At 41.2% G+C, this 23907-nt stretch carries 16 protein-coding genes and 1 pseudogene; 13 read left to right on the top strand and 4 right to left on the bottom strand.

The features are described 5' to 3' along the window. Positions 1 to 168: 168 nt before the first annotated feature. The 9 genes from ACNSN2_RS06590 (at position 169) to ACNSN2_RS06550 (ending at position 9631) form a co-directional block, all read left to right on the top strand. Positions 169 to 603 (top strand): MerR family transcriptional regulator, encoded by a 435-nt coding sequence (locus ACNSN2_RS06590; protein WP_008114692.1) that lies wholly within the window; start codon positions 169 to 171, stop codon positions 601 to 603. Positions 604 to 638: 35 nt separating this feature from the next. Next, positions 639 to 1814 carry an isovaleryl-CoA dehydrogenase gene (locus ACNSN2_RS06585; RefSeq protein WP_418608829.1) on the top strand — a complete coding sequence of 392 codons (1176 nt, stop codon included), beginning with the start codon at positions 639 to 641 and terminating at the stop codon, positions 1812 to 1814. Between the two features lie 9 nt (positions 1815 to 1823). Beyond that, positions 1824 to 3431 carry a carboxyl transferase domain-containing protein gene (locus ACNSN2_RS06580; RefSeq protein ID WP_418608828.1) on the top strand — a complete coding sequence of 536 codons (1608 nt, stop codon included), beginning with the start codon at positions 1824 to 1826 and terminating at the stop codon, positions 3429 to 3431. A gap of 12 nt (positions 3432 to 3443) precedes the next feature. Beyond that, positions 3444 to 4214 (top strand): enoyl-CoA hydratase/isomerase family protein, encoded by a 771-nt coding sequence (locus ACNSN2_RS06575; protein ID WP_418608827.1) that lies wholly within the window; start codon positions 3444 to 3446, stop codon positions 4212 to 4214. A gap of 8 nt (positions 4215 to 4222) precedes the next feature. Then, positions 4223 to 6205: an acetyl/propionyl/methylcrotonyl-CoA carboxylase subunit alpha gene (locus ACNSN2_RS06570; RefSeq protein ID WP_418608826.1), complete on the top strand. Its 1983-nt coding sequence runs from the start codon at positions 4223 to 4225 to the stop codon at positions 6203 to 6205. Between the two features lies 1 nt (position 6206). Continuing rightward, the gene (locus ACNSN2_RS06565) at positions 6207 to 7106 is read left to right on the top strand and encodes a hydroxymethylglutaryl-CoA lyase (RefSeq protein ID WP_262976329.1); all 900 of its coding nucleotides are present in this window, start codon (positions 6207 to 6209) and stop codon (positions 7104 to 7106) included. 28 nt (positions 7107 to 7134) lie between these two features. Then, positions 7135 to 7833: a CoA transferase subunit A gene (locus tag ACNSN2_RS06560; protein WP_008114703.1), complete on the top strand. Its 699-nt coding sequence runs from the start codon at positions 7135 to 7137 to the stop codon at positions 7831 to 7833. A gap of 15 nt (positions 7834 to 7848) precedes the next feature. Continuing rightward, the gene (locus ACNSN2_RS06555; RefSeq protein ID WP_008114705.1) at positions 7849 to 8505 is read left to right on the top strand and encodes a 3-oxoacid CoA-transferase subunit B; all 657 of its coding nucleotides are present in this window, start codon (positions 7849 to 7851) and stop codon (positions 8503 to 8505) included. Between the two features lie 247 nt (positions 8506 to 8752). Next, the gene (locus ACNSN2_RS06550; protein ID WP_010389946.1) at positions 8753 to 9631 is read left to right on the top strand and encodes a LysR family transcriptional regulator; all 879 of its coding nucleotides are present in this window, start codon (positions 8753 to 8755) and stop codon (positions 9629 to 9631) included. Positions 9632 to 10281: 650 nt separating this feature from the next. Here the strand turns inward: ACNSN2_RS06550 and msrA are convergent. Next, positions 10282 to 11589, bottom strand: coding sequence for a peptide-methionine (S)-S-oxide reductase MsrA (gene msrA, locus ACNSN2_RS06545; RefSeq protein ID WP_418608825.1), 1308 nt, complete (start codon positions 11587 to 11589; stop codon positions 10282 to 10284). A 526-nt stretch (positions 11590 to 12115) separates the two neighbouring features. On the opposite strand from msrA, the gene pxpB reads away from it, so the two are divergent. The 4 genes and pseudogenes from pxpB to ACNSN2_RS06525 all read left to right on the top strand — a co-directional run bounded on the left by pxpB (position 12116) and on the right by ACNSN2_RS06525 (position 18051). After that, complete coding sequence (gene pxpB, locus ACNSN2_RS06540; RefSeq protein WP_010389944.1) at positions 12116 to 12775, top strand: 5-oxoprolinase subunit PxpB; 660 nt, start codon at positions 12116 to 12118, stop codon at positions 12773 to 12775. Further along, a complete protein-coding gene (locus tag ACNSN2_RS06535; protein ID WP_075169259.1) occupies positions 12768 to 13706 on the top strand; it encodes a biotin-dependent carboxyltransferase family protein in 939 nt (312 codons plus the stop codon). The genes pxpB and ACNSN2_RS06535 overlap by 8 nt, the downstream gene beginning before the upstream one ends. A 320-nt stretch (positions 13707 to 14026) precedes the next feature. Next, positions 14027 to 15694, top strand: a complete 1668-nt coding sequence (gene asnB / locus ACNSN2_RS06530) for an asparagine synthase B (protein WP_418608824.1) — start codon at positions 14027 to 14029, stop codon at positions 15692 to 15694. 777 nt (positions 15695 to 16471) lie between these two features. Then, a pseudogene (locus ACNSN2_RS06525) lies at positions 16472 to 18051 on the top strand (BCCT family transporter). A gap of 77 nt (positions 18052 to 18128) precedes the next feature. Here ACNSN2_RS06525 and ACNSN2_RS06520 read toward each other — a convergent pair. From ACNSN2_RS06520 to ACNSN2_RS06510, 3 genes are all read right to left on the bottom strand, one after another. Then, positions 18129 to 18830, bottom strand: a complete 702-nt coding sequence (locus ACNSN2_RS06520) for a 3'-5' exonuclease (protein ID WP_010389939.1) — start codon at positions 18828 to 18830, stop codon at positions 18129 to 18131. 3 nt (positions 18831 to 18833) lie between these two features. Further along, positions 18834 to 20729 (bottom strand): DUF294 nucleotidyltransferase-like domain-containing protein, encoded by a 1896-nt coding sequence (locus ACNSN2_RS06515; protein WP_010389938.1) that lies wholly within the window; start codon positions 20727 to 20729, stop codon positions 18834 to 18836. Between the two features lie 93 nt (positions 20730 to 20822). Beyond that, positions 20823 to 23906 carry an efflux RND transporter permease subunit gene (locus ACNSN2_RS06510; RefSeq protein WP_418608823.1) on the bottom strand — a complete coding sequence of 1028 codons (3084 nt, stop codon included), beginning with the start codon at positions 23904 to 23906 and terminating at the stop codon, positions 20823 to 20825. Position 23907: the final 1 nt, after the last annotated feature.

Here is a 23907-nt window from a genome sequence, read left to right as displayed (position 1 = left end):
AAAAATTTATTACATACTGTCTAACTGGCTTATAACGTTTATAAACACTCAACTTCTGCTGTATTTCCGCTTTTATTTTATACGTCTAAAGTATAACAACCAGATCGCACTTTACCTTTACGTAAACTTCACTTATATTGGAGTTATTCGAATGAGGTAAACATTACAATGAAATCAGATAATCAAACAAACTTTGCAAATTCAGCCAACGAGCCGGCTAAAAACGAACAAACTTTTAGCATTAGTGAATTGGCTAAAGAATTTGATATTACTACCCGCTCTATCCGTTTTTACGAAGACCAAGGGTTAATATCGCCAGAGCGCAATGGTCAAACACGTATTTACTCAAAGCGCGACAAGGTACGCCTTAAGCTAATACTGCGCGGTAAACGTTTAGGTTTCACCTTAGCTGAAACAGGTCGTTTGTTTGAACTGTATGATGCTGATAAATCAAGTGCAAAACAGTTAGTTACTATGCTTGACCTTATCAGTGAGAAAAAAGCCGATCTTTCACAACAGATGGATGACATTAAAGTGGTTCTTATGGAACTGGTCACCGCTGAACGTCGCTGTCGCGACACGCTTAGCAAAATAGATGAATAAAATATAACAACGTCATCAACACACAGGAATTAATCATGAGCACTATTTCACTATATAAAGAAATGAACTTTGGCCTTGGCGAAACTGCAGATATGATCCGCAGTCACGTAAACAGCTTTGCCAGTCAAGAAATTGCCCCACTAGCTGAAAAAACTGACCTTGATAATGCGTTCCCCAATGAACTTTGGCCGCAAATGGGTGAAATGGGCGTGCTTGGCATGACCGTGGATGAAGAGTTTGGTGGTGCTGGCTTAGGCTATTTAGAGCACGTTATTGCCATGGAAGAAATTAGCCGTGCAAGTGCCTCTATTGGTTTAAGTTACGGTGCGCATTCTAACCTGTGTGTTAATCAAATAAACCGTAATGGTTCACAAACACAAAAAGAAAAATACTTACCTAAACTAATTAGCGGCGAGCACATTGGTGCACTGGCGATGAGTGAGCCTAACGCGGGCTCTGATGTTGTTTCTATGAAACTCAAAGCAGAGAAAAAAGGCGATAAATACATTTTAAACGGTAATAAAATGTGGATCACTAATGGCCCTGACGCTGATACGTTGGTAATTTATGCAAAAACAGATTTAAACGCCGGCGCTAAAGGGATTACAGCCTTTATTGTAGAAAAAACATTTCCTGGTTTTTCAACCGCACAAAAGCTCGACAAACTCGGCATGCGTGGCTCAAATACCTGTGAATTGGTATTTGAAAACTGTGAAGTACCTGAAGAAAATATTTTAGGTAACTTAAACGAAGGCGTTAAGGTACTTATGAGTGGCCTTGATTATGAGCGTGTTGTTTTAGCGGCTGGCCCACTTGGCATAATGCAAGCGTGTATGGATATTGTGGTGCCTTACATCCATGAGCGTAAGCAATTTGACAGCCCTATTGGTCAATTCCAGTTAATACAAGGCAAAATTGCTGATATGTATACACAAATGAACGCAGCTCGCTCATATGTATACACAGTAGCAAAAGCATGTGATCGCGGCGAAACCACCCGTAAAGACGCTGCTGGCGCAATTTTATACGCTGCTGAGCTTGCAACTAAAATGGCATTAGATGCAATTCAGATTTTAGGCGGCAATGGTTACATAAACGAATACGCAACAGGTCGCTTACTGCGTGATGCGAAATTATATGAAATTGGTGCGGGCACCTCTGAAATACGCCGTATGTTAATTGGTCGCGAATTATTCACTGAAAGCCGCTAAGGATTAGTTATGACGATTTTAAAATCGAGCGTTAATCCGCATGATCCAAATTTTGTGCAAAATCACAACAACATGTCGGCGCTAGTGGATGATTTACGCAGTAAAGCAGCAACAATACGTTTAGGCGGCGGCGCTGCCCTAAAAGAGCGCCATGAAGGCCGCGGTAAATTGTTTGTCCGTGACCGTATTACCACTTTGCTAGATGAAGGCTCGCCATTTTTAGAAATATCGCAATTTGCTGCCTTTGGCGTTTATGAACAAGATATTCCTTGTGCCGGTGTGGTTGCAGGTATTGGTCGCGTTAAAGGCTTTGAATGTATGGTGATTGCTAATGATGCGACAGTAAAAGGCGGCACCTATTTCCCGCTGACTGTTAAAAAGCATTTACGCGCTCAAGACATCGCCGAACGTTGTCATTTACCGTGTATTTATTTAGTTGACTCAGGTGGCGCAAACTTACCTGAGCAAGACGACGTATTCCCTGACAAACTGCATTTTGGTCGTATTTTTTATAATCAAGCGCGTATGTCGGGTAAAGGCATTCCACAAATTGCTGTGGTTATGGGGTTATGTACTGCAGGTGGTGCGTATGTTCCTGCTATGGCCGATGAAAGTATTATTGTAAAAGAGCAAGGCACTATCTTTTTAGCTGGTCCGCCGCTGGTAAAAGCTGCCACCGGTGAAGTAGTTACTGCAGAAGAGCTTGGTGGCGCCGATGTACACTGTAAAACATCAGGTGTGGCCGATCATTACGCTGAAAACGATGCTCATGCGTTATCGATTGCTCGCCAGTGTATTGAACGAATTAACTATTCGCGCCCTACCTCACCATTACTAGAAGAAGTAAAAGCCCCTCGTTTTGATATTAACGAACTTTACGGCATTGTCGGTACTGATCTTAAAAAGCCATTTGATGTCCGTGAGGTCATTGCCCGTACTGTTGATGACTCATCGTTTGATGAATTTAAACGCTACTTTGGTGAAACACTGGTAACAGGTTTTGCCAGCATTTATGGTCATCCCGTAGGCATAGTGGCCAACAACGGTATTTTATTTAGTGAGTCAGCACAAAAAGGCGCGCACTTTATTCAACTATGTGCTCAGCGCAACATTCCACTGGTATTTTTACAAAATATTACTGGCTTTATGGTTGGTAAAAAATACGAGTCTGAAGGCATTGCTAAGCACGGCGCTAAAATGGTGATGGCGGTATCGTGTGCCGATGTACCCAAATTTACCATTTTAATCGGTGGCTCATACGGTGCAGGTAACTATGGTATGTGTGGCCGCGCGTTTGAACCGACCATGATGTGGATGTGGCCGAATGCCCGTATTTCGGTTATGGGTGGTGAACAAGCCGCTGGTGTAATGGCGCAAGTAAAACAAGATGGTTTAGCCCGCAAAGGCGAAAGCATGAACGAGCAACAAATTAGCGATTTTAAAAAGCCAATCATTGATCAATACGAACAGCAAGGTCACCCATATTATGCCAGTGCCCGTTTATGGGATGATGGCATTATTGACCCTGCTGATACACGCAATGTTCTTGGGCTTGCACTTAGCGCAGCTAAAAATGCTCCTGAGCGTGAATCAAAATTTGGCGTATTTAGAATGTAATGGGAGCTTAAAATGTCAGTAACACTACAAATAACAAAATCTAATGTGGCTGTACTTGTTTTAAGTCGCCCAGAAAAACGCAATGCCTTTAATAGCGACGTTATCCATGAGCTTATTCAATGTATTGAACATGCTAATACGCTCGATATTCGTGCCCTTGTATTAAAAACTGAGGGTAAACACTTTTCAGCCGGTGCCGATTTAGCCTGGATGAAATCGATGGCAGATAACAACTATAACGATAATTTGGCCGATTCAATGCAGCTGGCTAAGTTAATGCAAGTTTTAGCACAAAGCCCACACCCTACAATTTGTGCGGTACAAGGCGCAGCATTTGGTGGCGCATTGGGCTTAATTGCTTGCTGTGATATCGCGCTCAGTAAAGACGACGCTCAATTTTGCTTAAGTGAAGTGAAACTCGGCCTTATTCCTGCTGTGATCAGCCCTTATGTAATTAAAGCCATTGGTGAGCGCGCTGCTCGTCGTTACTTTTTAACGGCTGAAGTATTTGATGCGCATACGGCCAAACAGCTGGGGCTAGTTCACCAAATTACAGGGAATTTAGACTGTGCACTGGATAACCTATTACAAACGCTGATAGATAATGGCCCGGTAGCGGTTAAAGCAGCTAAAGCGCTTATTAATGATGTGGCAAACAAAGAAGTCGATAACGAAATAATTGCGCTCACTGCAGAACGTATAGCCAAAATTCGTGTATCAGACGAAGGTCAAGAAGGTCTAACTGCCTTTTTTGAAAAACGCCCTCCCCAATGGCAACTCTAGGACGCATTATGAACACAGTACACTTACAAAAAATTCTGATTGCTAATCGCGGAGAAATTGCTTGTCGTATTATGCGAACAGCAAAGCAAATGGGCTTGACCACAGTTGCGGTTTATTCAGATGCAGATAAAAACGCTCAACATGTGAAAATGGCGGATGAAGCCTACCATATTGGTGCAGCGCCGAGTAAAGACTCATACCTAGTTGCAGATAAAATACTTAACGTTGCCAAAATGAGTGGCGCCGATTGCATTCATCCTGGTTATGGATTTTTATCTGAAAACAGCGAATTTGCTAATGTTTGTGAAGCCAATAACATTGCCTTTATTGGGCCACCAGCAAGTAGCATAGAAGCTATGGGCTCTAAAACCCGTGCAAAAGAAATTATGGCAGCCGCTAATGTTCCTTTGGTGCCAGGTTATTATGGCGATAAACAAGACCCTAGCTTTTTACAAGCTGAGGCTGAAAAAATTGGCTACCCTGTGCTTATCAAAGCGGCCTTTGGTGGCGGTGGTAAAGGCATGCGTATTGTTTCAAAAGCCAGTGAGTTTATAAGCGCATTAGAAGGCGCTAAACGTGAAGCTATTGCCGGTTTTGGTAATGATCTGGTTTTGCTTGAGCGTTATGTTGACCAACCACGCCATGTTGAAGTACAAGTATTTGCTGATAACTATGGCAACTGTGTGTATTTAGGTGATCGTGATTGTTCATTGCAGCGTCGGCATCAAAAAGTGATTGAAGAAGCGCCTGCCCCCGGTTTATCAGACTCATTGCGAAAAGAAATGGGCGAAGCCGCAGTACGATGTGCCCTAGCAATTGACTACCGAGGCGCTGGCACTGTGGAATTTTTACTCTGTGGTGATGAGTTCTTTTTCATGGAAATGAATACTCGCTTGCAAGTAGAGCACCCAGTGAGTGAAATGGTCACCGGCGTTGATTTAGTTAATTGGCAAATTAATGTAGCCAGTGGTTTAGCGTTACCTTTAGCGCAAGCAGATATTCAGCTACAAGGCCACAGCTTTGAAGCACGTATTTACGCTGAAGATCCAAGTAATGACTTTATTCCGTGCTCTGGCACTATTGAGGCACTATTTACGCCCGCTAACAGTGAATATGTACGTATTGATACTGGTATTGCCCAAGGTGATGAAATAAGCCCGTATTACGATCCAATGATTGCCAAACTGATTGTTCATGATGATAACCGCGACCAAGCACTTTCCCGTTTACAACAAGCATTAACACAATTTCATTTAGCCGGATTTAGCACTAATATCAGCTTTTTATATAATTTAGCGATTCATCCACGCTTTAAACAAGGTGCTCCAAGCACCCACTTTATTGCAGAGCAAGGTGAAGCGTTAGTTACTATTGACCCGTCTTTATTACAAACTAGCCGCTTAATTGCAGGTTTTGCGTATTTAGCATCACTTGGTAGTAATACAAGTAGTGCAAATCCATGGCAACAATTACATGGGTTTAGTTTAAATGCGCCGCAACAAGTTAACATTCCATTTAGCGATACCCCCTTAAACGCAATAAAAACCGCGCAGGGCTATAGCATGACCATTAATGACAACACCTTTGAAGTGCAAGGTGAGTTAACTAATGGCTACTGCAACGTATCGATTAATGGCGCTAAACACACTGCGCATGTTAGCCACGTTGATAATGCCATTACTGTAATGAACCAAGCACTGCAAACTAAGTTTGAATGTGTTGATAAACATTTCATCAGCTCACATGAAAATGAGGCATTACCTCTTGCTGCGCCACTTAATGGTACTGTAGTTAAACACTTGTTAGAGGTGGGAAGTACCATTACTAAAGGCGATGCAGTGGTTATAATTGAAGCAATGAAAATGGAATACACGCTTAATGCCCCACATGATGGCGTATTAAAAAGTTACTGTTTTGCTGAGGGTGAACTGGTAAGCCATGGCGCTTTACTGGCCATAGTTGAAGACACAACAGCAGAGGAACCCGCTTAATATGAGTTCATTATTACCTAAAGCAGTGCGCATTGTTGAAGTGGGCGCCAGAGATGGACTTCAAAATGAAGCCGCTGTAGAAACTGCTGATAAAATAACGCTTATTAACGCACTCGCCGCTGCAGGCATAAAAGACATAGAAGCTGGTGCGTTTGTCTCACCTAAATGGGTGCCACAAATGGCAGACTCTAGTGAAGTAATAAGCGCACTTAATTTACCTGAGGTTAATCTCAGTGCCCTTACCCCTAATTTAAAAGGGGCAGAGGCAGCAGATGCTGTAGGTATTAAAGAATTTGCAATATTTACCGCAGCGAGCGAAGCATTTTGCCAAAAAAATATTAATTGCTCTATTGAGCAAAGTTTGGCGCGTTTTAGTGAAGTTATGGCTTTTGCAAAGGCGAATAACATTCGCGTACGCGGTTATGTAAGTTGTGTGTTAGGTTGCCCGTATGAGGGAGATGTTGACCCTCATACTGTACTGGCTGTTGCTGCTAAACTCTTAAAAATGGGCTGTTATGAAATTAGCCTAGGTGACACCATAGGTATTGGCACACCCGCTAAAGTAATAGAGCTACTTACATTGCTACTTAAACATATTGATAAATCTAAACTTGCTGTACATTTTCATGACACATACGGGCAAGCGCTCACAAATATTTACGCTGCGCTAAACCTTGGTATAGCAACGGTTGACAGTGCTGTTGCCGGCCTTGGTGGCTGCCCATATGCCAAAGGCGCGTCAGGAAATGTTGCCACAGAAGATGTTGTATACTTACTGCAAGGGCTTGGCATTGAGCATGGAATTGATTTACAAAGGCTTGCTGAGGCAGGTTGGCAAATTACGAGTGCACTGAACAAACAACCTGCTAGCAAGGTTTCTGCAGCATTACACGCACAATAATTATATAGCACAGAATGAGGAGTGACTCATGGCCGGTTTTGATAAAGTAGTTTCTAGTTATGAAGCTGCAATGGAAGGTTTAAAAGACGGCGATACAATAATAGCCGGTGGTTTTGGCTTATGTGGTATCCCTGAGGGTCTAATTGCCCAAATTAAAAAAATGCAAACTAAAGAATTAACCGTTGTTTCCAATAACTGTGGTGTTGATGACTTTGGTTTAGGGCTGTTACTGCACGACAAGCAAATTAAAAAGGTAGTCGCCTCATACGTTGGCGAAAATGCCTTGTTTGAACAGCAACTACTAAGTGGCGAGATTGATGTAGAACTTACGCCACAAGGTACTCTTGCTGAAAAAATGCGTGCTGGTGGTGCAGGAATACCTGCTTTTTACACAGCCACAGGTTACGGCACACCGGTTGCTGAGGGTAAAGAAGTAAAAGAGTTTAATGGTCGCCCTTATATTTTAGAAGAGTCAATTACCGGTGAATTCGCTATTGTAAAAGCATGGAAAGCGGATCGCTACGGCAACTTAGTATTTCGTCATACAGCCATGAACTTCAATCCAATGGCGGCTACTGCGGGTAAAATTACCGTTGCAGAAGTAGAGGAAATTGTTGAGCCAGGGGAACTTGAGCCAAGCCAAATACATACGCCAGGAATTTTTGTTAACCGCGTTATAAAAGGTAACTTTGAAAAACGCATTGAACGTGTTACCACACGAGATTAAGCAGGAGCACTAACAATGGCATTATCACGTGAACAAGTCGCAATGCGCGTAGCTCAAGAGTTACAAGATGGGTTTTATGTTAATTTGGGCATTGGTATTCCGACACTCGTCGCAAACTATGTACCCGATGGCATAGAAGTTATGCTACAGTCCGAAAATGGTCTTTTAGGCATGGGCGAATACCCTACTAAAGCCACTGTTGATGCGGATATGATCAACGCGGGTAAAGAAACCGTGACGGCAGCTACCGGTGCAGCTATATTTAATAGTGCAGATAGTTTTGCCATGATACGGGGTGGTCATGTAGACTTAACCGTTCTGGGCGCGTTTGAGGTAGATCAAAACGGTTCTATAGCCTCATGGATGATCCCTAAAAAATTAATTAAAGGCATGGGCGGAGCGATGGATTTAGTCGCAGGTGCAAAAAACATTATTGTTACCATGACCCATGCCAGTAAACACGGCGACTCTAAGTTATTAGAAAGCTGTACGTTACCGCTAACGGGCGTTAACTGTGTTAAAAAAATAGTTACTGATTTAGCCGTTCTAGAAGTAAAAGACGGCGCATTTCATTTACTAGAACGCGCACCAGGCGTATCAGTTGATGAAATTATTAGCAAAACGGCAGGTAAATTGCTTGTTAATGGTGATATTCCTGAGATGGTGTTTTAAACCACTCATAATTTCACTCTGTACCGACCTCATTCCCAGTGCCAATGGCGCTGAGTTACCCAAAATCCCTCGTAAGAGGGATTTTTTTTGTCTATATTTTAGTTTTTGCACTATAGTGACAATTTAACGCACCACTTAGGTGAATTCGACCTAATAAAATAAATAAATTGCTGATATAGTTAGTTTTTATTTTTGGTTTAATTATTGCCTATTACTAGGCGATTGAAATAACTTTATACTGGATACCATGCAAACACCTATTCGCGGCCTTCGCTCTTTTTGTTTTGCCGCAAAAAGCTTAAGTTTTAAACATGCTGCTAAAGAGCTTTACTTAACGCCCTCGGCTGTAAGCCACCAAATTAAACAGCTAGAAGAGCAGCTAGGCATTGATTTATTTCAAAGACAAACTCGCTCTATTAGTTTAACGCCTGCAGGTAAAAACTTTTTTGAAGCAATTTATCCAATTATAAATATGCTAGAGAGCACCATTAATGAATTTAGTCAGTTACAACAAAATGTAAACTTAACCATTACCCTGCCCGAATTTTTTGCCAGTGAATTGTTAATGCCTAAGCTCAGTGAATGGACCAGCGAGCACCCTAATATTAATTTACACATGGATACCCTCAAAACGCGCAAAGAACTAACTCGCCAAAGTGATTTATCTATAATTTTATCTTCAAGTAAACCGCTTGATGGACTGGCTACTGAGTTATTTAATTTAGAATATATTCCAGCATGTAATAAAAAACTACTTGAACAATGGCAAAACGATCATTGCCAAGCGCTTAATCAAGTGCCGCTTATTGTGCATAAAGCACGGCCTTGGGCTTGGCATCAGTGGGCAGAAAAAGTTGGAATTGATGACTTTTCACCAACACAAATTATTCAAATAGATAGTATGTTTGGTGTAGCAAGAGCGGCGCAACAAGGAATGGGCATTGCACTTATTCCTCTGCCAATTAGCCAAAGCTGGCTGGATGAGCAATGGCTTTATAAACTGTTTGAACAACCCCTTACCACCAAAGATAAATACTACTTGGTACAACACGGCTCTAGTACAGCAAACCACCCGCTCGATTTGTTTGCCAAGTGGGTAATTAACACCTTCAGACAAACAAAGTGACTATTAATTAAACGCCCTTTTATGGGCGTTTAATTATTTACGACCTTTTTAAAATATTTTTTTCGTGTCTCACGTAAACCTCAAAAAATAAAATATAACCAGCATTATCAACCACTTGAGCAGCTACTTGTTGACTGAATTTATAGATTAGTTTTTTTCACTTATTAGTTTTGTTTTTATCGCTTGTCGAAATTGAGTAAAAGCTCTAAAGTTAACTCAACAAATCAGCAACGACCAAAAATAATAAAACGCGTTACTGAAACCAAATTTAATTAGTTTGTAACAACAAGCTAGTAAAAAAGAATCTTTATTGTGTGTGAAGATGTTGTCAGTGTAAAAAACAGCTCAAGTTCGGTGGTGACTTAGCTTGGGTTGTTTTTATTTTACGCTTACACCCGCCAATAAATATAAGAATCTTTATTGTGTGTGAAGATGTTGTCAGTGTAAAAAGCAACTCAAGTTCGGTGGTGACTGAGCTTGAGTTGTTTTTATTTACATTCACATCAGCAACAATAATTCAGCATTAGTTATTACTAATACAACCCCCCGAATCTTTATTGTGTGTGAAGATGTTGTCAATTGAAATGCAGCGACCTCTTTTAAGTATCGCTGCTTTTTTTTGCTTAAAATTTGCCTATTTGCTAATTAGCTTAAACATCATCTGATCTGTTTATTTCCTCACGAGCAACAAATTCTAATACAGTGGCATTAATACAATATCTATCTTGACCATTTGGCCCTTCACCCGGGAATAAATGCCCTAAATGAATCCCGGTACTTTTAGATTTAAGCTCAATACGTTGCATTCCCCAACTGTTATCTTCATGCTGCGTTACGCTGTCTTTTACAGGGTGTGTAAACGACAACCAGCCAGTACCCGAATTAAATCTGTCGCGGGTATCAAACAAGGGTTCACCACTGAGTTTATCGATAAAAATGCCATCGGGGGTGTTTTTAAAAATAGCGTATTCTTTGCAATATGGGCTGTCGGTTTTAGCGTTAAACGCTACTTTATAAGCTTCACTGTCACCGAGTTTAAATGCACCTAGCGCTTTATAAAAAAGCTCGGCATCCATATAACCTTGGCGAGAATACACTTCTACTCCATCTTCTAAAAATAGTATGGTGGGTGTAGCCCAAGTTGCACTTTTGATAGTTAAGCCGCTAAGCTGATCAGCATGGCGAAATGTCATTGGTATTGTGCCTTTGTAGTCATTGGCTACCGCCGCTTTAAACTTTTCACAGTAAGGGCAGTAATCGCGAGAGTCTAAAATAACAATTTGTTTGCCAGTCGACAATGCAGTGTTATCAACCTGCTGCTTTTCATCTTGACTAAAAACAACGCCGGTTGAATGGTCTGGGCAATAACCGTTTGGATTTTTTTCAAGGTAATTTTGATGATACTCTTCAGCAGAATAAAATTGCTCTAGTGGCTTAATTTGTGTAGCTATTGTTCCATAACCTGCTTTGGTGAGTAACTGCTGGTACTGCTGTGTTACAGCAATCGCGGTGTTTGCTTGCTCGTCACTAGTAGTTAAAATAATAGAGCGATATTGTGTGCCTACATCATTACCTTGGCGGTTTTTTTGAGTCGGATCGTGGCTTTCGTAATAATTTTGCAGCAGCTCTTTTGCCGAAATAATATTGCTATTAAATGTAACCTGCACCACTTCAGCGTAGTTATCTTCATCAAAGCGACGCGATAGCTTAGTTATATTCCTGTAGGTTGGTTTAAACCCATGCCCATCGGCATAGCCCGACTCTGCATCGAGTACTCCATTAAGTGCTTCATAGCGTTTTTCTGCCCCCCAAAAACAACCCGAGCCAAGCACTAGCTTTTCTACATGCATAGTGGCATCTAAATCACTGGATTTAGTTACCTCATCTGACGAGATAGCGCTCATCGTACTTAGTAATCCCAACATAGCAAATGTAGCTAATATTAACCCCTTAAACATACGATTACCTCTTAGTTTTAGTTACTCTAGGGTCTGTTGACCTTCCAAGGTTAAATTTGCAGCAGTCTGTTTGGTGTTTAGGCAAGGCAGAGCCTATGTAGTGTGGTTATTCCCCATAAATAGGCGATAACGCAGCATCAATGCCAAACAGGCGCTGCCCGAAGGGTTCTGCCTAGGAGCGATTTAGTCTTTGTTGCTCGGTTTTTACTTAGCCCACTAGGTTCCAAAACTCGCACCGCGATTAAACCGCTCCTAGTTTGAACAATTTAGTCTTTGTTGCTCGGTTTTTACTTAGCCCACTAGGTTCCAAAACTCGCGCCGCGATTAAACCGCTCCTAGTTTGAACAATTTTAATCCGCAAAGGTCAACAGACCCTAAAGCAGACCTGTAAACTCAACAATTAATTTCACACACAACAAAACTTTACGAATGAGGGAGTTTATTCGATCCGAGCTTGTCTATTAATATCGTAATAGTTCAACGACTGTGATAGCTTAAATGTAATTAATATTAATGAGTTATCGATATGAGCATGATTCCTAGTATAAAAATTTTAACGAACTCTAGCCTGCTTTTTGATGTTTCTCACTACAGCGAACCACACATACTTGCAACGCAAAAAAAGCTTTGGGCACTCGCCCAACACTGTAAAAACAGCAATGAATTTATCGATTTGGTACCAGCTATGAACTCGTTAACTTTGTATTTAAAGTCCTCAGAAATGCTTAATAAATGGTACAACACCTTAGCTAAGTTATGGGATGAAGTGGATGATTACCCGTTTGATAGCCAGCACCACCAAATTAATACCTACTACCAAGGTGAAGATTTAGATTACGTAGCTAACTATCATCAACTCACAATTGATGAAGTGATTAACTTACATAGTAAAGAGTTATATCACGTTCTATTTTTAGGCTTTGTTCCCGGTTTTCCTTATTTACATGGGCTCAACTCACGGTTATTTACCCCAAGGCGCGATAACCCGCGAGTGAGTGTACCTAAAGGCGCAATTGCTATTGGAGCAGATCAAACTGGTATTTACCCTGAAGATTCGCCAGGTGGTTGGCATATTATAGCTCACACTGATGTCTGCTTATTTGATTCTAAAGCGGCTAATCCTTGCTTATTTAAACCTGGCGATACCATAGAGTTTGTGCCTGTAAAAGGAGTAAGCAATGATTAAAGTAATCAAGAGCGGTATTCAACTAACAATCCAAGATTTAGGCCGTGTGGGTTTTCGACATTTAGGGGTAAGCCGCTCAGGCAGCCTTGATACCTATGCACACATTATTGCGAACCGTTTATTAAATAACACCGACAACGCTGCCGTGCTGGAATTAACCGTGGGTTTATGCGAACTGCAATTTCAGTGTGATACCGTTATTGCCCTTCATGGAGCCGACCTCAAAGCAACCCTTGATGGACACCCACTTTATCCAGGCTGGAGTTACCCAATAAAAGCAATGCAAACACTTAAATTTGCAACTGGCCGTGGTGGCTCCCGTGCTTATATTGCAGTAAAAGGCGGTATTGAATGCCCAGAGGTTATGGGTTCTAAATCTACCGATTTAGGGGCAGCCATTGGAGGCTTTAATGGCCGTGCACTGCAAAGTGGCGATGTGGTAGCCATAAGTCCTTATACTAAACCTTGGTTATGTAATAAGGGCGCCCTTACCCCGCCAAAACGTAATATTATCCGTTTACATGTTGGTCCTCATTATGAGCTACTAACACCCGAGTGCATTAATGCTTTTTGTGATACCGCATTTACTATTAATCCAAATAGTAATCGTATGGGCGTACGCCTAGACCATAAAAATGCTGATATTATGCAACATACACTTTCATTGCCCTCTGTAGCCGTAGCACCTGGGAGCATACAGCTTCCACCTGATGGCAATCCTATAGTGTTATTAAATGACGGGCAAACAACGGGGGGTTATCCTTTAATAGCGCATGTGATAGAAGCCGACTTACATCAGTTTGCACAATTTAGAACTGCCGATCCAATCACCTTTGAATTTGTATCACTTGAGCAAGCAAATGCTGCAAAAAATAAGCTCGATGCTCACCTAGCACAACTTAAGCTGAGTTTAAGCCGCTACTGGGATTAATTAATAGTGCACTCACGCTCACTCACTGAGTAACTCAACCGCTATTTATTTATTTTTCGCTTTGCACTTTCTTGGTGCAAGGCGAACTAATTGTTGCAATTTAATTTAACTTTAATGTAATTTTAAATTAAAAATTGCACATTGCATTTTAATCTCCTTGCCAATATCACCACATTGGTGCAACGCCAATTTATTTGGTGCATAAATTATTCTTATTATTTTAAAAAAGCCGTGTGACTTAGGTATTTATTTCTGATAAAACAAGGTTAGTCTTTAGCAAACTCGCTATCGTAGGCACTTAATAGGAATGAGGAAAAATTATGTGTTCAATATTCGGCGTACTCGATATTAAATCGGATCCCAGCCAGTTACGCGCTCAGGCAATCGAAATGTCCAAACTGCTTCGCCACCGCGGGCCTGATTGGTCAGGGGTGTATTCATCAGACAAAGCAATTTTAGTGCACGAACGCTTAGCAATAGTTGGCGTATCAAGCGGTGCGCAACCATTATACAACCCAGAAAAAACGCATATTTTAGCGGTAAATGGCGAAATTTATAACCACAAAGAGCTTGCCGCTAATTTAGAAGTCGAGTTTGATTTTCAAACCCAGTCAGATTGTGAAGTTATTTTAGCCCTGTATAAACAAAAAGGGCCTGCATTTTTAGATGACTTAAATGGTATTTTTGCCTTTTGTTTATATGATGAAGAGCAAGACGCTTACCTAATTGGTCGCGACCACATTGGTATTATTCCACTGTATACAGGCCACGACGAGCATGGCAACTTTTATGTAGCATCAGAGCTAAAAGCGCTTTCACCTATTTGTAAACATATTGAGGAGTTCCCACCGGGGCATTACCTTTACAGCAAAGACGGTAAATTAACACCTTACTACCAACGTGATTGGCAAAGCTACGACGCAGTTAAGAACAACGATGCCAAGGCAGAAGATGTAAAAGATGCTCTAGAAGCCGCGGTAAAACGCCAACTAATGTGTGACGTACCCTACGGTGTATTACTATCTGGTGGATTAGATTCGTCGGTTATTTCTGCTATTTCTCAACATTTTGCCGCAAAACGTATTGAAGACAACGATGAAAGTGATGCTTGGTGGCCTAAACTGCATTCGTTTTCAGTGGGTTTAGAAGGCTCACCCGATTTAGCTGCAGCGCAAAAAGTGGCTGATATGATAGGCACTATTCACCACCCTATTATTTTTACTATTCAACAAGGTATTGATGCTCTTAAAGAAGTGATTTATCACATTGAAACCTATGATGTAACTACTATTCGTGCCTCAACCCCTATGTACTTAATGGCACGCCAAATCAAAGCTATGGGCATTAAAATGGTGCTTTCAGGTGAAGGAGCCGATGAATTATTTGGTGGTTATTTATATTTTCATAAAGCACCCAATGCACAAGAGTTTCATGAAGAGCTAAACCGTAAAGTATCAAAACTGCATATGTTTGATTGCTTACGTGCTAATAAATCAATGGCTGCCTGGGGTGTTGAAGCACGCGTGCCATTTTTAGATAAAGAATTTGTTGATGTGGCAATGCGCATCAACCCAGAAGCTAAAATGTGTAAAGACGGAAAAATTGAAAAACATATTTTGCGTGCTGGCTTCGATGGCTACCTACCAGACGAAGTGTTATGGCGTCAAAAAGAACAATTCTCTGATGGTGTTGGCTACAGCTGGATAGACACCTTAAAAGAATTTGTAAATGAGCAAGTAACAGATCAAGAACTAGCGAATGCTAAATTTAAATACCCAATTAACACGCCAGATTCAAAAGAAGCGTATTTTTACCGCCGTATTTTTGAATCGCACTTCCCGGGCGATGCCTCTGCTAACTGTGTACCACATGGTAAATCAGTAGCGTGTTCAACCCCCGAAGCACTGGCTTGGGATGCATCATTTCAAAACAATGCAGATCCATCTGGACGCGCCGCAGGCGTTCACAATGAAGCATATAAAAAATAGTTACCCCCCTATCTACGCTGCAGCTTAAAAACTGCAGCTTTTCTTCGCTGTCTTAATGAATAATTTCTTGAAATTTTATTCCACTAAAAGAATTAAATGAGAAATCAAAACCATTCAATTTAATCATTTATGTTTAATCACTGTTATTTGTCACTTCTTTACAAGCGCAGCGTTTATTTGCCATTTTTGTAAATTAAATCGCAAAGGTGAAATAAACCTTTGACCAATTTAGTTTAAACAGTAAGATTTAGTCGCTTTTTATAAAAACTATTTCAATCTCGCTTTTTCATTAACCTCATGAACAATATCTATCTAGCTCATTATCCCAAATCATAAAAACATAGTTAAAATGTCATTAAAAAATCATTTAATAAATGAATAGTGATTTTAAAACGCTGACTTAGTTTTTTACGTATTCAATAGCGTTTTTTTAGTTATTTACTTGTCTGATTAGGCCGAATATTCATTCACTTAGCTTTGCATTCAATGCTATATACGACTATAAAATAATTAGCTGACACATTAGTTATCATTTGTTCAGCTGCCAGATATGTACAATAAAAAGACAAAAGTAGCTTAAAGTTTTGCCAAAGTGTTAAATCTTTTGCATTTAATATTTAACTCCCCTATTAGTAAAGGTATGATGGGCAATTAAATTAGTTAGTCTTCTAACTATTCGTGTTATTAGCTTTAGTTATAAATCTAATAAGACGAATACAGTGAACTATAAAAAACTGGCATTAAGCCAACCTGTTTCATTAACCAATGAGGTATTGCATGAGCGAGAATCATGACAAGTACAGTATTGATAATACGGACTACACCGTAGGTCAAGACAACGTACAAAAGTGGGGATTTGATATACATAACCCTGTATTCGGGATCAGTGCAGGGTTAATAGCACTTTTTTTAATCGCCGTACTAGTATCAGATGCCGAAGTAGCTAAAACAACACTAAATGGTATCAAAACCGATATTATTAATAATTTTGACGGCTTATTTATGTGGGCTGCCAACTTCTTTGTTATTTTTTGTTTAGTTTTAATTTTTTCACCATATGGCAAATCCGCTTAGGCGGTGACGATGCTAAACCATCGCATTCTCGTATTTCTTGGCTGGCAATGTTATTTGCTGCAGGTATGGGTATTGGCTTAATGTTCTGGGGGGTTGCTGAACCAGTTGCATACTACACTGGTTGGTATGAAACGCCGCTCAATGTAACAGCTAACACACCAGAAGCCGCGAAAATGGCAATGGGTGCTACTATGTTCCATTGGGGTCTTCACCCTTGGGCAATTTATGCTGTAGTTGCGCTTTCGTTAGCATTTTTTACTTACAATAAAGGCTTACCTCTTTCTATTCGTTCGATTTTTTACCCAATTTTAGGTGATAAAGCGTGGGGGTGGCCTGGTCACATAATTGATATTTTAGCTGTATTAGCAACCTTATTTGGTTTAGCAACGTCACTTGGGCTAGGTGCACAACAAGCTTCTGCCGGTATTAATCATGTGTTTGGTTTTGAAGGTGGCGTAGGTTCACAAATTCTGGTTATTACAGGTGTTACATTACTAGCAGTCGTCTCTGTTATTAGAGGCATTGATGGCGGCGTTAAATTACTTAGTAACGTAAATATGCTCATTGCTTTAGTATTACTAGTATTTGTATGTTTAGTTGGTTTTGCGGTCTCTATGGGTAATATCCCTAACACGGTAATGGGGTATGTAGAGAACATTATTCCATTGAGTAACCCACATGGACGTGAAGATGAAACATGGATGCATGGTTGGACAGTATTCTACTGGGCTTGGTGGATTTCATGGTCACCGTTTGTAGGTATGTTTATTGCGCGTGTTTCGCGTGGTCGTACAATCCGTGAATTTTTAACCGCGGTATTACTTATTCCAACAGCGGTTACTATCCTGTGGATGTCTATCTATGGTGGCATCGCAATTGACCAAGTAGTTAATGGTATTGGTGCTCTTGGGACTGACGGTCTAACAAGTGTCCCTATGGCGATGTTCCAAATGCTTGATGAAATGCCAATGGCGAGTGTGCTTTCTTTCATTGCTATTGTATTAGTACTGGTATTCTTTATTACTTCTTCTGATTCAGGATCACTTGTAATTGATTCAATCACAGCAGGTGGCAAAATTGATGCTCCGGTACCACAGCGTATTTTTTGGGCTACTGTTGAGGGCGCAATTGCTGCTGCATTACTTTGGATTGGTGGTACTCAAGCGATTGAAGCACTACAAGCAGGGGCTATTTCAACCGGTCTACCGTTTACCATTGTTTTGCTATTAATGTGTGTAAGCTTAATTTTAGGTTTACGAACTGAGCCTCGCCCAGTTAAATAATACCCTACATTAAAAAACGCCGCTAATTGCGGCGTTTTTTTTACTCTATTTTTCCTATAATATTTTATAACGTTTCGCTAAAGCCAAATTTCACTCAGTGGCGTATCTAACCGATAATGATAACTCAGCTGAGCTTGCAGTAATTCTGCGGTGGCTAAAGCGTCAGTCAGTGCATTATGGTTTTGATACAATGGCAAGGAATAACGCTCCCTTGTATCACTTAACCGTAATGAACCTAGTTTTTTATTAAATAGCCTACCTAGTAGCCCTTGACGCGCTCTAAGCGCTCGCCTTTCAATTTCCATAGTGTCGACTAAAGCAAATTCAATACCTTCTTTTATACGTGTGAGCAGCGCATTATAAAAAAAGTGGCGCTCAATGGCAGCATAATGCACCACCACCACTTTCCCTTTAAGTGCATCAAGAAGTGGGGCTAAAATTCGATTGAGGTCGGGAGCTTCGTCCACTTCTGAGTGGGTAATACCATGGATAACAATCGACTCTTCACTCAAATCTCGTCGTGGTTGTACTACCCAGTGACGGCTCTCTTTACAGTAAATACGATTAACATTGAAAGGCACTAACCCAACACTAACAATATCATCGGTATTAGCGTCCAGACCTGTTGTTTCAAAATCTAGCGCCACAAAAGGTACGTCTTTAAGCGGAGCAGTCTGATTGGTAAATGCCTGCTTATAAAACTCCTTAAGCAACGAGTTTTGCGCACTATGTAAAAGCTGTTCGTAACGACGTGGCCAATCTAACGGTGATTTAGCCATAACTTATTTCACACCTGAATGAGCAGAATAACTAAACTTTAAAAAGCTTTGCGCTTTTTCTAAAATCGCAAAAGCTTCTTTTAAATTACTTTGCTCAAATGGTGAGAGTAAATGCGGATCTAAATCATTATCGGGCGCTTCCCCCTGCTCTATCTGCCATGCCTGATGGCGAATACGTACAGTGGCAATATATTCAAATGCATCACGCAAATCTTGTGCTTTGCCTTTGGGTAATAAGTTAGCCTCGATAATATCCTCTAAGCGCTCAAACGAATTTTGTTTACGTGAACCGACCGCTAATGCATGAACGCGAACCACATCAGATAGCGGCGCTGTACCACGACGTTTTAAGTTCATTGAGCGCTTATGTTGGCCATTGTGCTCAAGTACAAAGCCGTTAAAAAATCCCAATGGTGGCGTTCGATTGCGAGCATTAGCAGCAAGGTTAGCTAAAAAGCGTTTATTTACTTTGCTTTCTTTTGCCACCAGCGTTTTAAGCTCATCGGCCCACTTTAACTTACCCCACACACCATCTAAGTCAAAAAATATCGAGCTATTGAGCAGTGCTTGCGGTTTGGGCTCGGCCATCCAGCTAGCAAATTTTTCTTGCCATTGTTCGCGGGTCATACGCCATTTTTTAAACGAGGCCATAATTTCACCATCACAATAGGTATAGCCACACTTAGCCAAGCCATCACACACAAAGTCTGATAAGTTTTGAAAATACTCATCGTGCAATGCCTCATCGAAGCTATTATCTAAAATCAGTGCATTATCTTGATCGGTTACAATTAACTGCTCATCCCGTGCCATTGAGCCCAGCGCAATAAAACAATAAGGAATGGGCGGCTCGCCAAATTTTTCTTCTGCTAGGGCTAATAGGCGCTGTTTAAAGGTACGTCCTATTACTGCCATAGCGGTCCCTATCATATGCGAATTAGCATCTTCGTTTACCATACGCACAAACACATTAGGTAATTGGCGGGCGTAATGAACTAAGTCATCAACCGATTGCTGAGCTAAAATACCGCGTACTAACAATAAGCTACTTTGTGATTCATAGCGTAAAATATCAGATAGAGATATCACCCCTATTGGTCGCTTTTTATGTACCACAGGCAAGTGATGTAAGTTATCTCTTAGCATGGCTAAAACGGCTTCAAACACATAGGCGTTGCTATCAAGTAGTACTAAGCTTGATGTCATTACTTCTTTGGCGGGTGTATCATATGTTAACCCTTGGGCGACCACTTTAGTGCGAATGTCTCTGTCGGTTATAATTCCAACGACTTGACCGTCGTCTTCTTCTGGATCGTCGCTTATTTGTTTTTCTATATCAGTAACAAGTACTGAAGAGACCGATTCTTGTGTCATCAAAAACGCGACGTCTTGTATGGGGGTTTGTGTAGTAACAGTGACTACATCGCGATGTAATAATGATTTAACTTTTGCGGTGGTTAAATCATTGCTGTCGGCTTGCTCTACTATTGCTTGGTGCAAGCGTACGTTGCCATCCACTTCGAAAAAGTCAGCAAAGGTTTCGTATTTATCACAGTATTCGTTGAAGGTATTAACATTAATACAATACGTTAAGGTATCTTCAAGTGCACGAGCTGGAAACCGCACTTTGCGGTTCATCAATAAACCCATTTGGCCAAAAATACCGCCTGTAGCTAAGCGGTTATAGAGTTCACCATTACGACGTGAAATCTCAACTGAGCCACTACGAATAATATACAAGTCACTAATATCTTGCCCTAAATGCAGGATATCAGTTTCGGCACGAAAGTAAGCAACCTCTATTTGCATTGCTAATTCGTTCAATGCCTCAGTAGGAAGCGTATCAAATGGGGGATGTTCAACTAAAAATTGGGCTATTTCAACTTGCTCGGCCTGCATAGGGAATCCTTGTGGCGTGAATCTAGTTGAATTGTGAGCCTAATTGGCTATTTTTTCAAAGAAAAATAGCCAATTTACGTAAATAGTTAGCGATTAATTATCTACTTGCTCTAACTCATGCGCTAATTGTTTTGACTCATCGCCGCGAGGGCTGGTAAAACGTGCAAGTCCTAAATAAATCACCGGTGTTAAATAAAGCGTAAACAATACCGCTAATGCTAGTCCACCAAACACCACCCAGCCAATCGCATTGCGCGCCTCAGCGCCCGCACCTGTTGACATAATAAGCGGTAATGCACCCAATAAAGTAGAAATTAAGGTCATGGTAATGGGTCGTAGGCGTACCAGTGCAGCTTGTTCAACCGCTTTTCGAACACTAAGCCCGTTATCTCTTAATTGATCAGCAAACTCGACCAATAAAATTGCGTTTTTAGCGATTAAACCAATAAGCATTACCAGACCAATTTGCGAATAAATATTGAGTGATGTGCCGGTTAAATACAGTGCTAAAATAGCGGATGTAATACCAAATGGCACAGTAATCATCACCACAATGGCGCTGTTAACGTTTTCAAATTGTGCTGCCAATACTAAAAATACAATTAAAAATGCCAATACATAGGTCATTAATACTTCGTTTGAGGTCTCTTCAAATGTCAGAGCTTCCCCTTTAAACGCTAGGGTAATACCTGCTGGTAATGATTGCTCAGACACTTGTTTTATTTGCTCTACCAGTGTGGCAATAGTTAAACCTTCGGGTAATTCCATGCTTAATTCTATGGCACGTCGCTGAGCATGGCGCTCAAGCTCTGCAGCTACGCCTTCCTCTGTAATATTAGCGACACTACTGAGCGGTACTAATTGATTATCGCGGGCGCTTACATATAAATTTGCTAAATCACTGGGGTCATTAATGGTTTGATTTTGAGCCTGTAACATAATTGGTATTGACTGATCGCCAATATTTAAATCGGCTATATCGTCGCCATTAATGGCAGCTCTTAAAGTAATGGCTATATCACTTAACGATACACCGAGTTCTTCTGCGCGTCGTCTGTCTATATTGACGCGAAGTTGTGGTTGCGATGGCTGATACGATACGCGAACCGGTGCAACCTCAGGTACTGCTTTTTCAAGATCTGCTGAAAACTGCTGTGCAGTTTTAAATATTTCAAGGTAATCTTGCCCCAGCAAAGCAATTTCGATTCCGCCACCTTGGCCACGTAAGTTTAAACTATTAGCCCCCCCTGCGTATGCGGGTGCTCCAGGAATATTCATTAAAGGCTGTCGAATTTTATTGATGATTTCTTGTTGACTAAAGTTGCGTTCATCCCAGTGTTTTAAAGGCACAGTAATAAACACAATATTAGGGTCCCATTGACCAACTACTGTGTAAATAGATTCAATTTCACCGCTTTCGACGAAAGGCAGCAAAGTGTCTTCCATTTTAATGGCTTGCCTATCCATAAAGTTTAAGCCTACGCCATCTGGACCACGAGCAAATATTCTAATTTTACCGCGATCTTCTGTTGGTAGTAACTCGTTATCTAAGCTCATATACAACGCACCTGAACCACCAGCCACTAATAAACAAGCAATAAAGGTAAGCCACGCATGATCGAGTACTTTATGAATTGTTTTGGTATATAAATTAGCAAGTACGTTACCAAGCTTAGCAAATGGATGAAAACCGCCTTGCTTAAGCTTTAGCTTAGAGGTAAGTGCCGGCACTAACGATAACGCAACAAAGCTTGATATGATCACAGCACCGGCAAGAACACCGCCAAACTCTCTGAATAAACGCCCTGCTGTAGAGGGTAAAAAAGCGATGGGAACAAACACAGCTGCTAACACTGCCGTGGTGGCTATAACGGCAAAAAATACTTCACGGGTGCCAACAACCGCTGCGGCACGCCTGCCTAGCCCTAATCCACGTTGGCGTTGAATGTTTTCACTCACTACAATCGCATCATCAACGATTAAACCTGTAGCAAGTACCAATGCGAGTAAGGTTAAAATATTAATGGAAAAACCCAGTGCCCATATCAGTGCTAACGAGCCAATCAAAGCAACCGGAATGGCAAATGCGGGCACTAAGGTTGCGCGCCAAGAACCAATAAACACCCATAAAGTGATGATAACTAGCAGCACTGTCAGCACTAATGAGTTAATAACTTCATCCACTGAACTTCTAATAAACTGCGCATCATCTGATGTTAAGGTAAATTCCATCTGAGGAAAGCGTTCACGCATTCCCTCTATAAGCTTTAGAACTTCATCTGATATTTCTATGGTGTTAGATTGCGCTTGGCGGATAATTTCCATACCAATAACGGGTTTACCATTGAGCCTAACCATAGAGCGTGGATCTGCCGGGCCAAAATATACCGCGGCGATATCGCTAATACGGGTATCACCACGAATGATAATATCACCGACTTGATCTGGTGTGACCGAGGTAGCATCAGCACGCACAATGATTTGCTGATCGTTTGATTTTAAACTTCCTGCAGGCACATCAAAGGGAGCTTGCCTGAGAACGTCAGCAACATCAGGAATAGTTAAATTAAAGCTACTGAGCTTAAGCGGATCTATACGTACTCTAAGCACTCGTTCTCTATCACCGTTTAAGCGCACATCAGCAACACCGGGAATAGTTAAAAACTGTGGTGCTAAGTCAACATCAACTCGCTCGGTTAATGCCTCTAACGATAAACTCTCACTTGATACGGTGAGTGATACGACCGCCTCAGCATCATTATCGGCTTTTATAATAGATACACGCTCAACCTCTTCTGGGAGCTCTCTTTGCACTCGCGAAACTGACTCGCGTGTTTCATTAGCGGCATCATCCAGATTAACACCAGGTCTAAATTCAACCACAATACGTGAGCTGCCTTCTTCACTTTGTGCACGAATAGATTTAACTCCACTCACACGGGCAACAGCACCTTCAAGTTTGCTGGTGACTTCAGTGTCGACGGTTTCTGGGGAACCACCTGGAAACGAAGCTGATACCGTAATACGCGGCCTATCTACATCAGGAAGCTCTCGCACTTCTACGCCAGCTATAGCGGCGATACCGGCAATAATTATTAATAAGTTAAGCACCACAATAAGTACAGGGCGGCGAATTGCCATAGACGGCAAGTCTTGCATCATAGGTTGCTGTTTCATG

Origin of the sequence: Pseudoalteromonas sp. US3C1013 (assembly GCF_048401115.1) — a bacterium.
GTDB classification, from domain to species: Bacteria; Pseudomonadota; Gammaproteobacteria; order Enterobacterales; family Alteromonadaceae; genus Pseudoalteromonas; species Pseudoalteromonas undina.
The sequence above is the reverse complement of the archived record's forward strand: the minus strand, read 5'-3'. Positions and strand labels throughout refer to the sequence as shown.